This is a genomic window from Paenibacillus sp. JT22N12 (assembly GCF_056269365.1).
This window is the reverse complement of the sequence record NZ_JBWDNU010000003.1, coordinates 272,780-290,373: the sequence shown is the minus strand read 5'-3', so window position 1 is coordinate 290,373 and position 17,594 is coordinate 272,780. Positions and strand designations below refer to the sequence as shown.

Here is a 17,594-nt window from a genome sequence, read left to right as displayed (position 1 = left end):
TTATGAATACCATAAAGCCTCTCTCCTTCGGGATTGAGGGCTTTTTCTCGATTCCTGCAGCAAAGACAAGAAGATTAACGATAAATTTGAATGAGTTGATTTTGTTGGACCTGTACCATAAACTTCATAGTAGAGCGACCTCCAGATGTGGATTTCAGGGCTTCCTTTTGACCCGTTGTATACTCCCATCGTACAAAGGCGCTTTTTTTATTTACACCAAGAAATATCCAGTCTGCAAGAATTCTAACAGGAAACGGGAACTGAATAATCAGCGTGGGGCAGGAGTTAATTTCTACATTAGAAAGGAAGATGCAGGGTGGAGCTATTATTCAAGCAATACGATTATGTAAGACGTACACGGGGGATCCTGTTTAGCTACTGTGAGAAAATGACAGACGATGAATACATAACGGAAATTGAGCAGTTCGGGCGTGGGTCGATTCGTGAAACGCATTTCCATGTTGCGGAATGCTACGCTTTTTGGCTCGGTGAGTTCGGTATGGGGCGCTCTTGCGATTGGAGATTGGAAACGGTTGTGGATGTGGCCGCGATGCGCAGTGTATTTGCGGAAGTCGATCAATTGGTTATCGAATTTCTGGAACGCTTCGCGCTTGAATCGGATTTGCAAATTGAAGGTCAGTTCAATGGACAAAAGTTTACAGCTACACCGCTCTGGCTTTTCACACAAACCGTGACACACGAGTTTCATCACAAGGGGCAAATTGCCACAATGGGACGGATGAAAGGATATATCCCGCCGGACCTGGATTTGATCATGACGGATGGATTGGCGGATAACTAAAGACCAGCCAAGACATATTAATTAACGGGTACGATAGCTCAGAGATGAAAATTTGGTATCTAAATGACTAAACGCCAAACTGTTTTAAATGATGATCCAGGTGCTTGTAAATTCCGATTCCCCATTGCTCGGGAGTAAGTTTTCCGAAAAAGGGATGGGGATGAGTGGAACACCTCTCCGGCCCATTATTCTGGAATGCTATAATATTTTGTTTCAGTATTTCTTTTTCTTGCTCAAACTCTTTTTCTTCTGTAATCAAAATAGCTGGAATAGTGGACATATTGCGGGGTAGTGGCTTGTCGTTATAGAAAAGTGGTTTCACAAACCCTCCGATTAATACCCCTATCCAACCTCTCGGTGGAAAAGAATTCCCCATTGGAATGTCTTGGAATGATGTGCAATGAGCCAGCATTTGGGCAACATTCATTTGTCCCCATTGCGATTGTGATTGCGTGCTTAATTTATCGATGCGGGCTAAAATTTCCATAGAATGTGTATGATTAAAAATATTCCCCATTATTGTAGATCCCCTTATTTAGAGTATTTCACTCCGTATTTTAAGTACTATAATTCCATTATATCTTATGCTTTTTCTGTGATTTCTTTTCGATTGCTTTTTTTTGAAAAATGAAGTGAGAGGTGTGAGGACTCTAGAAAACACCGTATCTTTTCCAGATTGCCGTTCGTTTATAATTATAGGGTTTGATCCACTGATTCATCAAGATATTTTGATTAATGAGGTGAACGAATATGATCAATATATTTTCTGCCGAGTATCTGATGTTCCAGAATCAATTGGAGATTGAAAAAGAGGCGAAGCAAGCCTGGAAATGGATGAACGGAAAAGAAAAAGACTTGCAGCCCGTCGTTCCCGGGAGCGTTCCGTTGGAAAATATGACTAGACGCTCCCCTCATGTTTGATGTGACAATTGTCATGCCATATTCATGATAACTGCTACTAATCTGTGAATAGGCGATGCGTTAAGATAAGTACATAAGAAAAACGAGGGAGTGTTCAGAATGATCGGAAAAGCAGGCATGATTTGCGGACTATGTATGATTGCAGTGGGAGAAATCGGCGGACTATTGGGAGCAAGAGAACAAGGTTACGAAATAGGCTCTGCCGCATGCGTAATCATTATGGGGCTTGCGGTCCTGCTGAATCAGAAGCAGCGTCATGGCAGTCGCAACCGTAATCGTAACCGCGTTTAAAAACGGACATCAAACCCGATTCAAGAGATCCGATTCATATCCATTTACAAGACAAAGGAGCAGCTGTGCTGCTCCTTTGTCTTGCTTCTATTGTTTATGATTGGTCTGTCCGCAGAGAAAATAGTGTATGATTGAGGTACTATGAACATGTATCCTGCTGATGCTTGGTGGCCCCGCAATATGCTGCAATATGCCGCGAGATGCGCAGAAATAAGTATACATTGAAGCCAGACTGTGGAGGGAATGGGATGAGTAGAGTGCTGCTAACCGGCTTTGATCCGTTTGGCGGGGAAGCGATTAACCCCGCTTGGGAAGCGGTCAGCCATTTTCACCTTAAGATGTACGAAGGATTTGAGGTGGAGGTCAGGCAAATACCGACGGTGTTCAAAAAATCAATTTATGCACTCAGGCAGATGCTTCTGGATGTAAAGCCGGATGTTGTCATCTGTATCGGACAAGCCGGCGGTCGAAGCGATATCGCGGTCGAACGAGTGGCGATCAATATTGACGATGCCCGCATCCCGGACAACGAGGGAAATCAACCGATCGATGAGCAAATTGTCGTAGACGGTCCGGCAGCGTATTGGTCATCACTGCCGGTAAAGGCGATTGCAGCACATATGCGCCAGGCCGGAATACCAGCCTCTGTATCTCAAAGCGCGGGTACTTTTGTATGCAACCATCTATTTTACGGACTCCAGCATATGATCGCAACGGAATTTGCTAATATTCGAGGCGGCTTCATTCATATACCTTATCTGCCTGTCCAAACTGTCGCACGGCCGCAATTGCCAAGCATGAGCCTGGACGTTATGGTGAAAGCAATTGAAATTGCCGCAAGCATAAGCGTGCAGTACGATAGCGATATTGCCGCTGCTGATGGTCAGCTTTATTAAATTACCGGATTTATAACTAGTGGTTAGGCAGGGAGGTGCTTCAGCGGAGATGACGAGTAATTATCGTCCTATTCAATCGCCTATATTTCAGCAGGAGCCGGAGCACCCCGGTTACAGGTACCGGGAATATGCTCCGTGCGAACAACTGGCATCGCATGTCAGTTGTTATTGGACCATTGACTTTCATGCCGATGTCGATAATCAATTACACCGGATCATTCCGGATGGCTGCGTGGACATTATTGTTGACCTCCGGTCGCCGGCCCCCCGGAAGGCCGCCTTTGTCGAAGGATTGATGAATCAATTTGAAGTCTTGCATATTTCCGATGCCAGGTCTTTGTTTGGCATTCGTTTTTTTTCGGAATCCGCGCAGTCCATTCTGAAACTTCCCGTCTCCGCATTTATCGGACAGCATGTCTTCCTGGAGGAGATATGGGGAGTTGAAGGGCTGTATATGGTTGAGGAGATCTTAGCTGCCGGTACAGCCTCAGACATGATTGAAATCATGGAACGCAAGCTGCGATATTTATTAGGCTCCAGCAACACTTCACCCAATTCCCTGCTGCTCGCAAGTATGAAATATATGTATGCTTTTAAGGGGAGTATTTCAACATCGGAGCTGGCGGACAGGCTTAGCTTCAGCGAACGGCATCTAAGAAGGACCTTTGCTCAGGAGCTTGGACTCAGCCCGAAGGAAATGCTGGGAATTGTTCGATTTCAAAGCATCCTGCAGGAGCTTTGCACCGGCGCATATTCAAGCTTTTCGGACATTGCAGTCAAATACGGCTACTATGATCAATCGCATTTCATTAAAAGCTTCAAGCGTTATTACGGGATACTGCCCAAACAAGTGTAGAACGGACTGAGGAAGTCCGTTTTTTACTATTTTGACGGCCTGGAAAAGTCTAATATAGTCATTGAATCCAGTTCAAAGGGGGCATTCAATGTCGATATCCAAGACTACATCTCAACCGGGTGAAGCTGACATAAGGCGGATTATGCCTTGGCTCCTCTATGTCATCTTTTTCTCCGTTTTGAATGAAACGGTATTTAATGTGTCTACACCGAGTATTGCAGCGCAGTTTCATTTACTTCCTTCCCAAGTCAGTTGGGTAGTGACCATCTTTATTCTTTTCTTTGGGATCGGCTCTATTGTGTTTGGCAGGCTTAGCGACATGTTCAGCCCGAAGCATCTTATGGTGATTGGAATCGCCATTTATGTCGCGAGTTCTGTTCTCGGTTTTATTTTTCATGACAATTACAGCACGGTTATTCTCTTTCGTGCCATTCAGGGACTGGGGGCCTCAGCCATCCCGGCAATAAACAACACGATCATTACCCGCTATTTTACGGCCACAGGCCGCAAGAAAATGTTTGGTTTGGTGACATCGGCATTCTCCTTCGGCGTTGCGGCAGGACCTGTACTCGGCGGATACATTACCGGTCTCGTACACTGGGCGTACTTATTTTTAATTCCGGTATTTACGCTTGCGGCCATCCCCTTTTTCTTGAAAATTCTTCCCGTCGAGGAGAAGAAGCAAGGGAAATTCGATCTTCTTGGCGCTGTTCTTATGAGTTTGACGGTCTCAGGATTGATGCTGTTTTTGACACGATTGAATGTGGCGTACCTTGCGGGTAGTCTCGCTACAGGCATTTGGTTTGCCCTTCATGTCCGGGTACGCGCGAATCCATTTCTTGAGACTGCGCTCTTTAGAAATCCCTTGTACAGAATCGGTGTTATTATCGGATTCCTTATGTTCAGCGCCATTATGACGATGATGTTCCTACTGCCGTTGATGCTGTCTCAGATCTACGCTTTAAGTGCCGAGACAATAGGCGTGATCATGTTTCCTGGCGCAATCTGCGCAGCGTTGTGCGGGAAAATAGCTGGCGATATCGTTGTGAAAAGAGGGGCCAGGTATGTTACGTTCAGCGGTTTGGGCCTGATCTCTCTGGGCTTCGCACTGATTTGGATTAGCATTGATCAATGGGTATGGTGGATAGCGGCGTCCTTGGTGGTCATGAACACGGGGTATGCTTTTGCTCAAACGTCAATAACCGAAAGCGTGTCCTCAACGCTTCGCAGGGATCAGATCGGAATCGGCATGGGAATATTCAGTCTAGGCATGTTTATTGCGCAAGCGCTGGGAACAGCTGTCGCGGCTAAACTGCTGGATGGCTTTTTCCTGACATTTCAGCTTCACCCGTTCGTTGTGGAACAACAGCCATTGTTGTTTGTCAATTTAACGTTATTAATGATTTTGGTTATACTCTGCAGTACGTTTATGTATTTCTTATTTTCACGGCGTGCAAGTCAAACCCCCTCTTTAGGAGCTGAGAGTCATGGCAATTAAATAAGACCGGCATCGCGCTGGACCCCGGATATGAAATCAAGGCTGGCCTGATTTTCCATGGATGATCAGGCCAGCCTTTGTCACGTATTCCTTTGAAATAGCCACTGAACCCTCAAGCAACACCTTCGCAAATCCTCTTGCTTACCGTCGGATAACCCGAGGGCCGGCGTGCATCGGCGGCTGGATTCCTGAACGCCCCTGCTTTACAGCACGGCCTAATTTTTCGCAGGCTGCTTGCTTTCCGTCCGGATATAGTCTTTTCTTTTATGAAAAGAAAGCGAACGGTAGCTGCCTGCCAGCTTGCTGATTTTCGATTGGGACAGGTCTGACGGGCTGGAGAACAGACTTTTGTTCAGCGCGCTCTTCAAACGGACTTTCCCGGGATTGAGCGAATACACATAGTTGCCGTAAGTCTCGAACTCGGAAAACCCGAATTGCTTTTTGCGGTTGATGCTTGCGATGATCGCTTTGTACCACTTCTTTCCATGCCTTTCCTCGATGCTGTTCTTCAGCGACTTGAGCTTCTCCTTGTCAAACATCATATAGTGCGTCACGAAGGAGCGGGGACGGGGAGCCTTCTTCCCAAGGAGCTTGCGGTAGGTGACGAAATACTCCGGCTGGCTCCATCCCCTGCAATAAAACACCTGTTTGCTGTCCACGTGGAATCGGTGAGGCCTGATAAGCACAGTGTCGGCATCCATGACCAAATAATGCTGTTGACCCACGAAGGAGCTGCTCCCCAGCTTTAATAGCTGCTGGTACAACCAGCCGGATCTTTCCCATTTCTTGGAGTGATAGACGATATGTTTTTTTCGAAGGGGGAGGACGGTGTCTTCATGAACAAAAGTGCAGCCTTTGCGCTTGCAGACAGCTTTGATCTTTTTGTTATCGGGCGCCACGACGAAGATCTGGCCGATAGGATGCGCCACATGCTTCCTTACGCCCTCGATCACGTGAGGAAGAGTACCCAAATCTTTGGCAATAGCCGGAATGACGACGTCGATTTTGATTCCATCGCCCGATGGCACCTGAGAATCCGCTCCTTTTCATTTGTCCAATGTGTTTGTTCTCCTTTTATATATGCCGGAGGCAACCATTCTGGAAGGGGCTAATGAGGGGATTTCGGGGCGTAAGCTATCTTCTCGGGGGCCATTTATAAGCAGACGATCGGGCTATCAAACGGAACATTAACTTACGCTCGCTGCGCTGCTGCATAACAGCGGATTAGAGATGCTCTTTGACCGGGTGATCAGTGCAGACGAATGCAGACAATATAAACCGTCAACCGCTACGTAAAGCCTGGTTTTGGATCACACGGGCATAGACCGGGAGAAGATGGCGTTTGTCTCTGCGCATGGATGGGATATTGCCGGAGCGGCAAATTTCGAGTTTCAGACAGCCTGGATCAACCGGGGAGAACAGCCGCAGGATGAATATCGCCCGTCTAACGGATTATGAATACCAGATCCTGCTGTCTGTGCTTGAAACGATGTAATGAAGGGCGAATAAACAGGATAAATGAAAGCCGACTTTTCTCCAGCAGAAGAGCGGCTTTTTCTTAACCCTACAGAATGTATAAGTTTCACTTTTATCCATTGCGATAAGAGAAGAAACTTGCTGCGCCGCCAAAAAACGGCTTCAGCCGTTTCTTCTTACCCTATAAAAATCTGTAAAACACTATAGAATACCACCAGAAATCGATGGATTGCCTTCTACTCAGGCGTGAGCCGGTTATTTAAAATAAAGACATAACAGACAGAAGAAGGTGATGAATTTTGAGTAAGGCCGACATCTCGATCGATAACAAGTCTGCCGTCAGCATGGGAAAGAGAGGCGGCCGCCTGCGGCTGATCCGCGGAAATCTCGACATGTATGCGCTGCTGCTTCCGGGGATTATCTTTTTGCTGTTGTTTAAATACGCGCCCATGTATGGGATTGTGATCGCCTTTCAGGATTTCAATATTTTTAGCGGCATTTCGGGCAGCGAGTGGGTGGGACTTGCGCAATTCGAGAAGCTGATTCATTCGGATGAGTTTCTGCAGGTGCTTGCCAATACACTGCTGATCAGTCTGTACAAGATCGTAATCCTGTTTCCGATTCCGATCGTGATCGCGCTCCTTCTGAATGAAGTAAGGCGGATGTTCTTCAAGCGCACGATCCAGACCATTATTTATTTGCCGCATTTTCTGTCGTGGGTTATTATTTCGGGCTTGTTCATCAACATCCTCTCGCCTTCAGGAGGATTCGTCAACGAGATTATCCGTTCGCTCGGCGGACAGCCTATTTCCTTCATGACCGACAATCAATTATTCCGCAGCGTGGTTGTATTCACGGCAGGCTGGAAGGAAATCGGGTGGAACGCCATTGTCTTCATAGCCGCCATCGCGGGCATCGAGCAGGAGCAATACGAGGCGGCTGCCATCGATGGCGCGGGCCGGATCAGACAGATGCTGTCCATCACCCTGCCGGGCATCATGCCGATTATTATACTCATGCTCATTCTGCGCATCGGCAGCCTGCTGGAAGCCGGGACTGAACAAATTCTGACCATGTACAATCCTCTTGTCTACAAGAGCGGGGACGTAATCGGAACGTACGTATACCGCATGGGTCTGGGGCAGCAGGATTACAGCTTCAGCACGGCCGTTGGCCTGTTCAATTCCGCAGTCGGCTTCCTGCTGATTATGGGCGGGAATATGCTCAGTCGAAAATTTCTTCAGCGAAGCATCTGGTAGGGGGTTAGATATTGTGCACAGCAAAAAAATCGGAGACTATGCGCTGGATGGCGGGATTTATATCATCCTGACCGTCATGGGGCTCGCGACACTGCTCCCCTTCGCGAATGTGCTGTCAAAGTCGATAAGCGAAGAGTGGGCAATCGTGTCAGGCAAAGTCGGGATTATTCCGGTGGGATTTCAGCTCGATACGCTGCATTATGTCGCAACCTCCGGTCAATTCCTTCATTCATTGCTCATTTCGGCGCTTATCACCGTGATCGGAACGCTGTCGTCCCTGCTGATCACGGCGCTGACGGCCTATCCGCTGTCGAAACGGGAGCTTCCCGGTATGGGTGTTCTCATTGTCTTGTTCATCTTTACGATGATGTTCAACGGAGGCATCATCCCGAATTATTTGCTCATCCGCCAATTGGGCTTGATTAACAATCTGGGTGCGCTTATTCTGCCGGCCTTGATCAGCGTATTCAATTTGCTTGTTATCAAAAGCTACTTCGAGAATCTTCCTTCGAGCCTGGAGGAATCCGCCAAGCTGGAAGGAGCGCGGAATTACACCATCCTGTTCCGGATTATCCTTCCGCTGAGCGGACCTGTGCTGGCGACGATCGGACTCTTCTACGCCGTTTATTTCTGGAATGATTATTTCAATCCGATGCTCTATATCAACAGCTCCTCGCTCAAGCCGCTGCAATTATATCTGCAGGACATTGTCATGAATGCCGATACATCCTCGGCCTTGAATAAGAGCGCCGATGATATGATGAACGTTCCGGCGGAAGGGATCAGATCGGCGGCGGTCATTGCGTCGACCATTCCCATTCTGCTGGTCTATCCTTTCCTGCAGAAATATTTTATCAAAGGCGTATTAATCGGTTCTGTCAAAGGGTAAGCGCAATTTTAGCATTAACGCTTTCAGGGATTTTGTGAAAGTTTAATGATATATAATAAATTCAGGGGGGTTTACAATGCGAAAAGGATCCAGGTTAATCATGGTTATGATCATGGCTGCATTTTTTATTGCGGCTATGGCAGCCTGCTCGTCGAACAACGGCGGGGGGAACGCTTCGGGGGAATCGAATACGGCGGCAGATGCGGGCAGTGAAGGAAGCACAGCCGGTAATGACACGGAGTCCAAGCCCACTTTGAAGCGGTTGGACGTCTGGCAGAACGAAGACTACAACACCTATCCTGTTGCCAAAATGCTGGAGGAGAAGACGGGATATAAAGTGCAGTACGACATGCTGCCGCAGGATAAGCCATCCGAGAAGCTCAATCTGCTTATGGCTTCAGGCGAACCGTACGATCTCGTCACCACTTCCAGCGATATGGCGCTCTACTCGGATTATGCCCAGAAGGGAGCGCTGGTCGATCTGACCCCGCTCATCGAGCAATTCGGTCCTAATATCAAAACGTCGATTTCGCAGCAATCCATAGATGCCCTCAAGGTCGACGGCAAGTTATACGCGATTCCGACATCGATCACCTATCCCGTAAACAGCAGCATCCTGATCCGTACGGACTGGCTGGAGAAGCTGGGCCTGCAGATGCCGACAACGACAGACGAGCTGGTCACCGTTCTTAAGACGTTCAAGGAGAAGGATCCGGGGGGCAACGGAGATCAGAATGTGCCGCTTACGATCAGGGGGGACCTTCCGATGCTCGATAATATCGTAGGCGCGTTCGGCATGCCGAATACCTGGAACGATGTGGACGGACAGCTGGTTCCAAGGCTCCTCGACCCGGCTTACAAGGATTATATCGCCTATACGTCCGAGCTTTACAAGCAAGGCCTGCTTGACAAGGAGTTCGTCGCCAACAAAGATGCGACCGCCAAAGAGAAGTTCTCAAGCGGCAAAGCCGGCGCCATTATTGTCCATTGGGCCGACATTCCGACGATCTCCGATGCGATGATCAAGAATCTCCCGGATGCGAAATTCGCTTACGTTCCAGCTTTGAAGGGACCGGCAGGCAAAGCGGGCTTCGCGGCTAATGCGGGCTTCGACCGGCTGACCTTCATTCCGAAAGCCTCCAAGCATCCGGAGGACGCGATCAAATGGATCAACGCAAGCCTGGATGCAGAGACGTTCAAGGATATGGCTATCGGGGAAGAAGGCAAGCACTATAAGTTTGAGAACGGCGCTTATACGCCAATCCTGCCGATCTTCACTGATGAACGCAATCTGGCGAACAACTATATGGCGGGAACGGACGAGACCAATTATCCCTTGTACTGGCAGGCTCGTGTCCGCAAAAATCCGGTTATGTTCGAGGCATTCGATTTCCTGAACAACCAGCAGCCTGATGAGGTCAAAATCCCGAATAAGCTCGGTCTTGCGCCGTTTATGCCGGATTACGCCAAGAACAATCTTCAATTGGAATCCATGGTCGGCGATTATACGGTGAAGCTTATCGCGGGTGCCGAATCCTTGTCCGGACTGGAAGCATTCCAGGCCAAATATAAAGCGGCCGGAGAAGAAGCAAGCGCGAAAGAAATCAACGATTGGTACGCGACTCTACAAAAATAACAGAATAGGCGGCGGCAGGTGGTTAGCAGCTTGTCGCTTCCTTTCATTGGAGGAGACTTGGCTATGAATAACACGGAATATTCATTCAAGCGTCAAATTGATACGTATCTGCATGCGGAGGTCATTGTAATCGGCGGCGGTCCTGCGGGCACGGCTGCGGCAATCAGCGCGGCGCGATGCGGCAAGAAGGTCGTACTGCTGGAGAAATCGGCGCAGCTTGGCGGCATGGGGACGCTCGCCAATGTCAGCATATTTATGCCTGTAGGCAATGTAACCGGAATTTACCGGGAGATTATCTCGGAGACGATGGCGGAATACCTGCCGCCGGATCATGATCAGTCCATTGCGCCGCAGTATTCGCCGTTCCTGCTCCGGCAGTATTTGAACGGAAAAATGAAAAAGGAACAGGTGCAGGTCTTTTACCATTGCGAATTCATCGGAACGTTTCAGGAGGGCAGCCGGATCCGGGCGGTTATCGTATCGACCAGGGAAGGATTGAAGGCTTTCGAGGGAGATTGCTTCATCGATTGTACAGGCGACGCCAGGGCAGCGATCGATGCAGGTGTCCCCTATCACGCCGGCCGGGAAGAAGACGGCTTGACGCAGCCGATGACTTTGATGTTCACCATGCAAAATACCGGCAAGCCCGTCACGCCCGTATTGCCGGAAGGATGCTATGATTACGGGGATGTATCGGATCTGCCGCAGGGACGAAGATTGTATTGGGAGCAAAATAACGATGGCACGCTGCTGGTCAATATGTCGCGGGTCAAAGCGAACGGCGCCAAAATCAAGGATGTCAATTATGCGGAGACAGAAGCGCTGAAGCAGGTGTTCTCCATCGCGTATTACTTGCAGAAAACCGGATTCGAAACCTATGCCTTATCCCATATTGCCCCGCAGACCGGAGTCCGGGAGACGAATCAAATCGAGGGACTCTATACGCTGACCGAGCAGGATGTGGTGAGCGGAGCCCGATTCCCGGATGTGGTCGCGCAGACCAATTACGAGATCGATATTCATAGTCCCGATGCGAAGAAAACAACGGATGAGCGTAAAGTCAGCGGATACGATATACCCTATCGGTGCATGGTACCCGACGCAATCGACAATCTGCTCGTGGCGGGAAGAGCGATCTCCGCAACGCATGTTGCCATGTCCTCCATGCGCGTACAAGCGACCTGTTATGCGCTGGGGCAGGCTGCAGGCGCTGCGGCTGCCGTTTCTCTGGACGAATCCAGCTCCATGAGAAATATTTCAATAGACAAATTGCATGAAATATTAGAACATCAAGGAGTCAGATTTTTGCGGAAATAAAAGTCCGAACGAGTGACGGGAGCGGATACGCAAATGAGCGGGAAAGGAGGACAGAGCGTTGTACAAATTGCTGATCGTGGATGACGAGCCGACGGTGAGATCCGGCTTGCAGACCTATTTCAACTGGTCCTCCTTCGGTATTGAAGTGATGGGCGAAGCGGACGATGGGGACGTTGCGCTTGAAATGATCGGAATGGAACAGCCCGATCTTATCTTGACGGACGTTCGCATGCCGAACATGGATGGGATCACGTTGTCCCGGCAAATCTCCGCTCATTATCCCCAGTGCAAAATTATTTTTGTCAGCGGTCATGATGATGCCGATTATTTGAAATCCGCTTTGAAAGTAAGCGCGGTCGATTACATCTTCAAACCGGTCAATCTGCAGGAGCTCAGCGCGGTGATGAAGCGGGTCGTAGCGGATCTGGATGCGGAGCGGGCGGAGCAGCGGCTTAAACAGGACCTGCAGGTCAAGCTGAAGGAAGGCATGCCGCTGCTGCGGGAGAAGTTTCTGCTGTCGCTGATCGATAACAGCGTGCCGAAGGTGGAGCTTGGCGAGCGGCTTGAATTTCTCGGGCTGGACCTGCCCGTCGAGGCTTCCTATTGGGTGATCGTCATCTCCGTCGATGACCTGGCCGAAGTGATGGCGAGCCGTTCGGAGCGGGATCGCCAGCTGCTTTGGTATTCGGTGCTGAACATATGCCAGGAGCTGATCGCTACCCACCTCGGCGGCTATGCCTTCGAGCACCGAAACGGCGAATTCGTCGGTGTTTTGCGGATGGACATGGAAGGCGATAACGCTCCGGATGCGGCGGAAGCGTTGTTCGCGTTAGCCGGAGATATCCGCGATAACCTGGAACGCTGGCTCAAAATCAGCGTTACGATCGGGATCAGCGACCGGGTGGCCGCTCTGTCCCACCTGGCTCACTCCTACAAGCAGGCCCGCGAGGCGGCTGACCATAAATGGTATCTGGGCAAAAACCGGATCATCACGATGGACAGCCTGGAAATCCCCGAGACGGATGCCAGTAGTATCAACAGGTATGATCTGGCTCATAATGAGCTGCTCATTTCGGCATTGAAGGCTGCCGATCCGGACAAGCTGCGGGAGGTTCTCGACCATATATTCACGGACTTGAGCCGCAACCGGCGGGACGGATTGAAATACGGGCGCAATGTGTGTCTGCAGATCGTGCTTGCGGTAGGGCAGCTTTTGCTGGAGCTCAATGCGCAATCCTCCGAGCTGGAAGGGGCCGAATCCCTGCTGTGGGAAGCGTTGTTCGAGCAGGAGACGCTTGGCGAGATGCGGCAGCTGATTGAATCGCATTTGTCCGCGGTTTGCGAACGTATCCGTGAGAAGCGGACGGGCAAAGTGGCTAATCTGGTTGAACGGGTACGGACAATTATTGAACAAAGCTATGCGGACGGCGGTTTGACCGTGGCCGATATCGGCAAGGCGGTGTATTTGACGCCAACCTATGTCAGCCTGTTGTTTAAACAGGAGACCGGACAGACCGTTAACGAATATTTAACTCAGGTCAGGGTGGATAAAGCGAAGGAGCTGCTGCGCGATCCCCAGTACAAGTTTTACGATATCTGCTATGCAATCGGGTATATGGATCCGAGCTACTTCACCAAGCTGTTCAAGAAAGCAACGGGAGTAACGCCGAGCGTTTACCGGGACAATTATGTATAAGGCCGTCAAAACCATCCTGCGTCTGCTGGCATCCGGAGCCGCATTGCTACGCCGCCTCGTCCGCCGCTTCACGATTCCCCGCCAATGGCTGCTGGCTTATCTGCTGCTGATCGTGGTTCCGGCGGCCGTCTTCCTGTACGGCTATTACGAGCGCTCGGCCATGATTCTGAAAGGCGAAGTGGTGCGGACGATGCAGCAGGCGCTGAAGCAGGCGGGCAGCAATCTCTCTTACCGGCTGGAGCATATTCAGGATTTGAGCGACGCGGCATTCATGAATTCCAACCTCCATTCCTACCTGTCCGTTGGAGCCGATGACCAATCGATTGCCATTCAACTGCAGGTCATCAAGGACTTGAGGTACCTGGTCGATACGGTGCAGCTGAATACCGACGTGTTCCATGTCCGCCTGTTCGTCGACAAATCGAAGCTTTATGCGGGAGAGAAGATCAATTTTTTCGCATTGGACAGCTTGAAGGGAAGACCTTGGTACTCCGACATCATCGAGGCCAATGGAGGAATCGTGTGGACGGGCGATTACAAGGAAACCTACCTGGATGTGGGCGATGTGAATATATTTTCCTCAGCCCGCATGCTCAGGGACCCCAATCACTACGATAAGATATCCGGTGTGCTGATGGTCGATGTGAAGGAGAATCTGGTGTCGGATATTCTATCGGCTCTCCAGTTCTCGCCGGGAACGCAGGTTTATCTTGTGGATTCCAGCGGTTCCGTGGTCTATCATCCTGACAAGACACGGATCGGTACGGTCATTGACCGGTCCATATTGGACCTGTTGAAGCAGGGAAGCGAAGGCAGCGGCTCGCTCAAGCTGGATGCGGAGGTCAATGACGTGATGTATACGACACTTCCTTCAACCGGCTGGAAGCTGGTTGCCCAAGGAACCGAATCCCAGCTGTCGCAGCGCGCGGTCAAGCTGACGCAAAGGTCGGAATGGACGTCGCTTCTGGAGTATATCGCGTTGTTTCTCCTGCTGCCTTTTGTCCTGCTGACTATCATCGTGCGGGGAATGAACCGCAGGGTGAATCATGTCATTACCGTCATCCGCAAGGAGGGGACGGAAAGTCTGAAGGATCTCTCGCCCGTAAACGGCGATTTTCACATGCTCGAACGAAGCGTCGATCATCTGATCATCCGGGTGCGTACGCTTGTCGAAGAGAAGTACAAGGCTCAAATTCATGAACGCGAGGCGCAGCTGCAGGCGCTGCAGGCCCAGATCAATCCTCATTTTCTCTACAATACGCTCGATACGATCAACTGGATCGCGATCGGCAAGGGAGCAGCGGACATCAGCCAGATGATCGACAGCCTGGCCAAATATTTCCGGCTCAGTCTGAACAAGGGCAAGAATATCGTCAGCGTGGAGGACGAGCTCCGCCTGGCCCAGGTCTATCTGGAAATTCAGCAGAGCCGGTTTCCGGATACGTTCGATTTTCAGCTGGAGATCCAGCCGGGGCTGGACGCCTATCTGATGCCGAAGCTGATCCTTCAGCCTATCGTCGAGAATGCGCTGCTGCACGGGATCCGCAAAGCCAAAGGGAAACGCGGCACCATCGTCATCTCCGTCAGAGAGGACACCGGCGATCTCCTCTTTACCGTGTCCGACAACGGTATCGGTATGGATGAGCGGCTGTCGCGGCAGCTTCTGATGGAGGCGATGCCCGAAGCCAGGAACGACGGTTCCGGAAGCGGCAGCTCCTATGGTCTGTTTAATGTTAATGAGCGCATTAAGCTGTATGCCGGAGATCATTATGGGATCAGCATCTCTTCGCAGCCTGGCGCAGGGACGACGGTTACGGTTCGTTTGAAGGCCGAGCGTGAAGAATTGACGAGACAGAGCTGAAGATCAATTGAGTCGGGAAGATGGATAAGACTCCTCTTCCAGAGCTCCTTCAGCAGATATTCGGGTATGATAAAGTAATACCAAGCAAGACCAACCATGATCAATATCATGGTTGGTCTGTTTTTTTTTTCAAATTTAAAATTTCACAAAGCTAAAGAATGTATATTCTTCCCCATATTAATCAGCTCTTAATAGCTCCCATCATGATCCCCTTGACAAAAAACCGCTGGATGAATGGATAGACGAGCACGATCGGCAGGGTTGCCACCATCGTGACGGCCATCCGGATGCTTTCACCGGAAACGGGAATCCGCTTGGTGCTGTTGGCCATCTGCTCGGCTTCCGAGACCATGGAGCCGGTCTGGAACTGGTTCAGGATTTTGACCAGGATGGCCTGCAGTGTTTTTAACTCGGGCTTATACGTGTAGATGTAGGAATCATACCAGGCGTTCCAATGGCCGATCCCGATAAACAGGGCAATGGTCGCAAGTACGGGAACGCAGAGCGGAAGGATGATGCGGACGAAAATTTGCAGCTCGTTGGCACCGTCGATTTTGGCGGACTCTTCAAGCTCGGAAGGCAGCTGCTCGATATAGGTGCGCACCAGAATCATCAGGAACACACCGATCAGTCCGGGGAATATGAACACCCAGAAGGAATCGATCAGCCCGAGCGACTTGATGATCATATAGGTAGGAATCAGGCCCCCGCCGAAGTACATGGTGAAGATAAATAGAAGCGTGAAAAACCGCCAGCCGATCAGTTCGCGTTTGCTGAGCGAATAGGCCATCATGCAGATGCAAAGGACGGAAAGCGGCGTACCGACAACGGTCCGCAGCACAGTCACCTTCACGGAGCTGATCAGCTCCGAGTTCCGGAATATGGTCTGATAGCTGTCCAGCGTAAACACCCGCGGCCACAGATATAATCCCCCGCGAACGGAATCGGTCGCATCGTTCAGGGACACCACAAGAATGTTCCAGAAGGGGTAGAACGTAATCAGGAAAATAACCAGCATATAGGCGTAAACCGAAATATCGAAGAGCTTATCCGGGATTGTCTTTTTTTCTGTCATACGGCTGTACCTGCTTTCTGTTAAAATAGCGACTGGTTATTGAGCTTCTTGGAAGAGAAATTAACGATGACCACAAGGATGAAAGCAACGACAGAGCTGAACAGGCCGACCGCCGAGGCATAGGAGAACATGGAATTCTGAAGACCATACCTGAAGGAATAGGTCGAAAGCACATCGGAGTACTCCTGATTGAGTCCGTTCCCCAGTAGATAATGCTGATCGAACCCCGCATTGAGCACGCCGCCCAGCGAGAGGATGAGCAAAATGACAATCGTCGGCTTCAAATGCGGCAGGGTCACATAAATAATCTGTTTGAACCGTCCGGCCCCGTCGACCTTGGCGGCTTCATAGAGCTCCAGATTAATGGAGGAGATAGCGGCGAGATAGATGATGGAGCTGTAGCCCATCTCCTTCCACGTATTCCCGAAGGCCACGATCCACCAGAAGTATTTGCCCTCCTGCAGGAACAGGATGCTCTTGTCGGTCAAATGCAGCAGCTGGAGCAGCTTGTTGACGATCCCGTCCGAGGACAGCACAGTCACGACGATATTGGCGGCGATAACCCACGAGATAAAATGCGGGAGGTAGGATACAGTCTGCATCGTTTTCTTGAACATGCCGTTCTTGATTTCATTCAGGGCGATGGCAATAATGATCGGTGCCGGAAAGGACACCAGCAGCGTTAGCAGCGTGGAGGCCAGCGTATTGCGCATGATGATATAGAAATCGCCGTTATTGAAGAAATAATCGAACCAGTACATGCCAACGAATTCACTGTGAAACAGCGAGCTCCAGAAGTTTCCCAGCGATGGCTGATAATTGACGAATGCCATATAAAGCCCCGCCATCGGCAGATAAGCGAAGAGGACGGCCCAGATCAGGGCCGGAAGCAGCATGATCATGAGGTATCTTTGCTCGATTAGCCGGCGTTTCACGGTTTTTTTTGAGACGTATTCTTTTGAGCCAACCTTGACGGCTGTTTCCATGTGCGCACCCCGTTCTGTCGTAATGTGAAAATTATACGGGCTGCTTGTTGCCGCCTCAATATAACAATGTGCAGATCTATGCGGGAAAACGTCTTACATGATGGGAAATGGCAGGTTATGGCTTCATGGCGTAAA

17 protein-coding genes are annotated in these 17,594 nt (G+C 50.1%); 13 read left to right on the top strand and 4 right to left on the bottom strand.

The features are described 5' to 3' along the window. Positions 1 to 316 precede the first annotated feature (316 nt). Positions 317 to 802, top strand: coding sequence for a DinB family protein (locus AC0YOA_RS12595; protein WP_475786853.1), 486 nt, complete (start codon positions 317 to 319; stop codon positions 800 to 802). Positions 803 to 869: 67 nt separating this feature from the next. Here AC0YOA_RS12595 and AC0YOA_RS12590 read toward each other — a convergent pair whose 3' ends face one another. Then, on the bottom strand, positions 870 to 1,319 hold the full coding sequence (locus tag AC0YOA_RS12590; RefSeq protein WP_475786852.1) for a DUF1569 domain-containing protein: 450 nt from the start codon (positions 1,317 to 1,319) through the stop codon (positions 870 to 872). 233 nt (positions 1,320 to 1,552) lie between these two features. Here AC0YOA_RS12590 and AC0YOA_RS12585 point away from each other — a divergent pair, with 233 nt between their 5' ends. From AC0YOA_RS12585 to AC0YOA_RS12565, 5 genes are all read left to right on the top strand, one after another. Next, positions 1,553 to 1,723: a hypothetical protein gene (locus tag AC0YOA_RS12585; RefSeq protein ID WP_475786851.1), complete on the top strand. Its 171-nt coding sequence runs from the start codon at positions 1,553 to 1,555 to the stop codon at positions 1,721 to 1,723. 99 nt (positions 1,724 to 1,822) lie between these two features. Continuing rightward, complete coding sequence (locus tag AC0YOA_RS12580; RefSeq protein ID WP_475786850.1) at positions 1,823 to 2,014, top strand: hypothetical protein; 192 nt, start codon at positions 1,823 to 1,825, stop codon at positions 2,012 to 2,014. A gap of 248 nt (positions 2,015 to 2,262) precedes the next feature. Continuing rightward, positions 2,263 to 2,910: a pyroglutamyl-peptidase I gene (gene pcp, locus AC0YOA_RS12575; RefSeq protein WP_475786849.1), complete on the top strand. Its 648-nt coding sequence runs from the start codon at positions 2,263 to 2,265 to the stop codon at positions 2,908 to 2,910. Between the two features lie 49 nt (positions 2,911 to 2,959). Beyond that, positions 2,960 to 3,766, top strand: coding sequence for a DUF6597 domain-containing transcriptional factor (locus AC0YOA_RS12570; protein ID WP_475786848.1), 807 nt, complete (start codon positions 2,960 to 2,962; stop codon positions 3,764 to 3,766). An 88-nt stretch (positions 3,767 to 3,854) separates the two neighbouring features. After that, entirely contained in the window at positions 3,855 to 5,264 is a 1,410-nt protein-coding gene (locus AC0YOA_RS12565) for an MFS transporter (protein WP_475786847.1), read from the top strand. A 215-nt stretch (positions 5,265 to 5,479) separates the two neighbouring features. On the opposite strand, the gene AC0YOA_RS12560 is transcribed toward AC0YOA_RS12565, so the two are convergent. After that, entirely contained in the window at positions 5,480 to 6,292 is an 813-nt protein-coding gene (locus tag AC0YOA_RS12560; RefSeq protein ID WP_475786846.1) for a DUF6492 family protein, read from the bottom strand. A gap of 314 nt (positions 6,293 to 6,606) precedes the next feature. On the opposite strand from AC0YOA_RS12560, the gene AC0YOA_RS12555 reads away from it, so the two are divergent. From AC0YOA_RS12555 to AC0YOA_RS12525, 7 genes are all read left to right on the top strand, one after another. Continuing rightward, positions 6,607 to 6,759, top strand: a complete 153-nt coding sequence (locus AC0YOA_RS12555) for a hypothetical protein (RefSeq protein WP_475786845.1) — start codon at positions 6,607 to 6,609, stop codon at positions 6,757 to 6,759. Between the two features lie 325 nt (positions 6,760 to 7,084). Next, positions 7,085 to 7,999 (top strand): ABC transporter permease, encoded by a 915-nt coding sequence (locus AC0YOA_RS12550; RefSeq protein ID WP_210046787.1) that lies wholly within the window; start codon positions 7,085 to 7,087, stop codon positions 7,997 to 7,999. Between the two features lie 13 nt (positions 8,000 to 8,012). After that, positions 8,013 to 8,888, top strand: a complete 876-nt coding sequence (locus AC0YOA_RS12545; protein WP_475786844.1) for a carbohydrate ABC transporter permease — start codon at positions 8,013 to 8,015, stop codon at positions 8,886 to 8,888. 76 nt (positions 8,889 to 8,964) lie between these two features. Then, entirely contained in the window at positions 8,965 to 10,524 is a 1,560-nt protein-coding gene (locus tag AC0YOA_RS12540) for an extracellular solute-binding protein (protein WP_475786843.1), read from the top strand. 63 nt (positions 10,525 to 10,587) lie between these two features. After that, positions 10,588 to 11,841 (top strand): FAD-dependent oxidoreductase, encoded by a 1,254-nt coding sequence (locus AC0YOA_RS12535; protein WP_475786842.1) that lies wholly within the window; start codon positions 10,588 to 10,590, stop codon positions 11,839 to 11,841. 58 nt (positions 11,842 to 11,899) lie between these two features. After that, on the top strand, positions 11,900 to 13,537 hold the full coding sequence (locus AC0YOA_RS12530; protein WP_475786841.1) for a response regulator: 1,638 nt from the start codon (positions 11,900 to 11,902) through the stop codon (positions 13,535 to 13,537). Further along, entirely contained in the window at positions 13,530 to 15,398 is a 1,869-nt protein-coding gene (locus AC0YOA_RS12525; protein ID WP_475786840.1) for a cache domain-containing sensor histidine kinase, read from the top strand. The genes AC0YOA_RS12530 and AC0YOA_RS12525 overlap by 8 nt, the downstream gene beginning before the upstream one ends. A gap of 181 nt (positions 15,399 to 15,579) precedes the next feature. Here the strand turns inward: AC0YOA_RS12525 and AC0YOA_RS12520 are convergent, their stop codons facing one another. After that, positions 15,580 to 16,473 (bottom strand): carbohydrate ABC transporter permease, encoded by an 894-nt coding sequence (locus AC0YOA_RS12520; protein ID WP_475786839.1) that lies wholly within the window; start codon positions 16,471 to 16,473, stop codon positions 15,580 to 15,582. Positions 16,474 to 16,493: 20 nt separating this feature from the next. Next, on the bottom strand, positions 16,494 to 17,375 hold the full coding sequence (locus AC0YOA_RS12515; RefSeq protein WP_475787381.1) for an ABC transporter permease: 882 nt from the start codon (positions 17,373 to 17,375) through the stop codon (positions 16,494 to 16,496). Positions 17,376 to 17,594: the final 219 nt, after the last annotated feature.

Coding starts and splice junctions, on each gene's coding strand:
- AC0YOA_RS12590 (WP_475786852.1), bottom strand. CDS start 1,319: ATGGGGAATATTTTTAATCATACACATTCTATGGAAATTTTAGCCCGC.
- AC0YOA_RS12585 (WP_475786851.1), top strand. CDS start 1,553: ATGATCAATATATTTTCTGCCGAGTATCTGATGTTCCAGAATCAATTG.
- AC0YOA_RS12580 (WP_475786850.1), top strand. CDS start 1,823: ATGATCGGAAAAGCAGGCATGATTTGCGGACTATGTATGATTGCAGTG.
- pcp (WP_475786849.1), top strand. CDS start 2,263: ATGAGTAGAGTGCTGCTAACCGGCTTTGATCCGTTTGGCGGGGAAGCG.
- AC0YOA_RS12570 (WP_475786848.1), top strand. CDS start 2,960: ATGACGAGTAATTATCGTCCTATTCAATCGCCTATATTTCAGCAGGAG.
- AC0YOA_RS12565 (WP_475786847.1), top strand. CDS start 3,855: ATGTCGATATCCAAGACTACATCTCAACCGGGTGAAGCTGACATAAGG.
- AC0YOA_RS12550 (WP_210046787.1), top strand. CDS start 7,085: ATGGGAAAGAGAGGCGGCCGCCTGCGGCTGATCCGCGGAAATCTCGAC.
- AC0YOA_RS12540 (WP_475786843.1), top strand. CDS start 8,965: ATGCGAAAAGGATCCAGGTTAATCATGGTTATGATCATGGCTGCATTT.
- AC0YOA_RS12535 (WP_475786842.1), top strand. CDS start 10,588: ATGAATAACACGGAATATTCATTCAAGCGTCAAATTGATACGTATCTG.
- AC0YOA_RS12525 (WP_475786840.1), top strand. CDS start 13,530: ATGTATAAGGCCGTCAAAACCATCCTGCGTCTGCTGGCATCCGGAGCC.
- AC0YOA_RS12520 (WP_475786839.1), bottom strand. CDS start 16,473: ATGACAGAAAAAAAGACAATCCCGGATAAGCTCTTCGATATTTCGGTT.
- AC0YOA_RS12515 (WP_475787381.1), bottom strand. CDS start 17,375: ATGATCATGCTGCTTCCGGCCCTGATCTGGGCCGTCCTCTTCGCTTAT.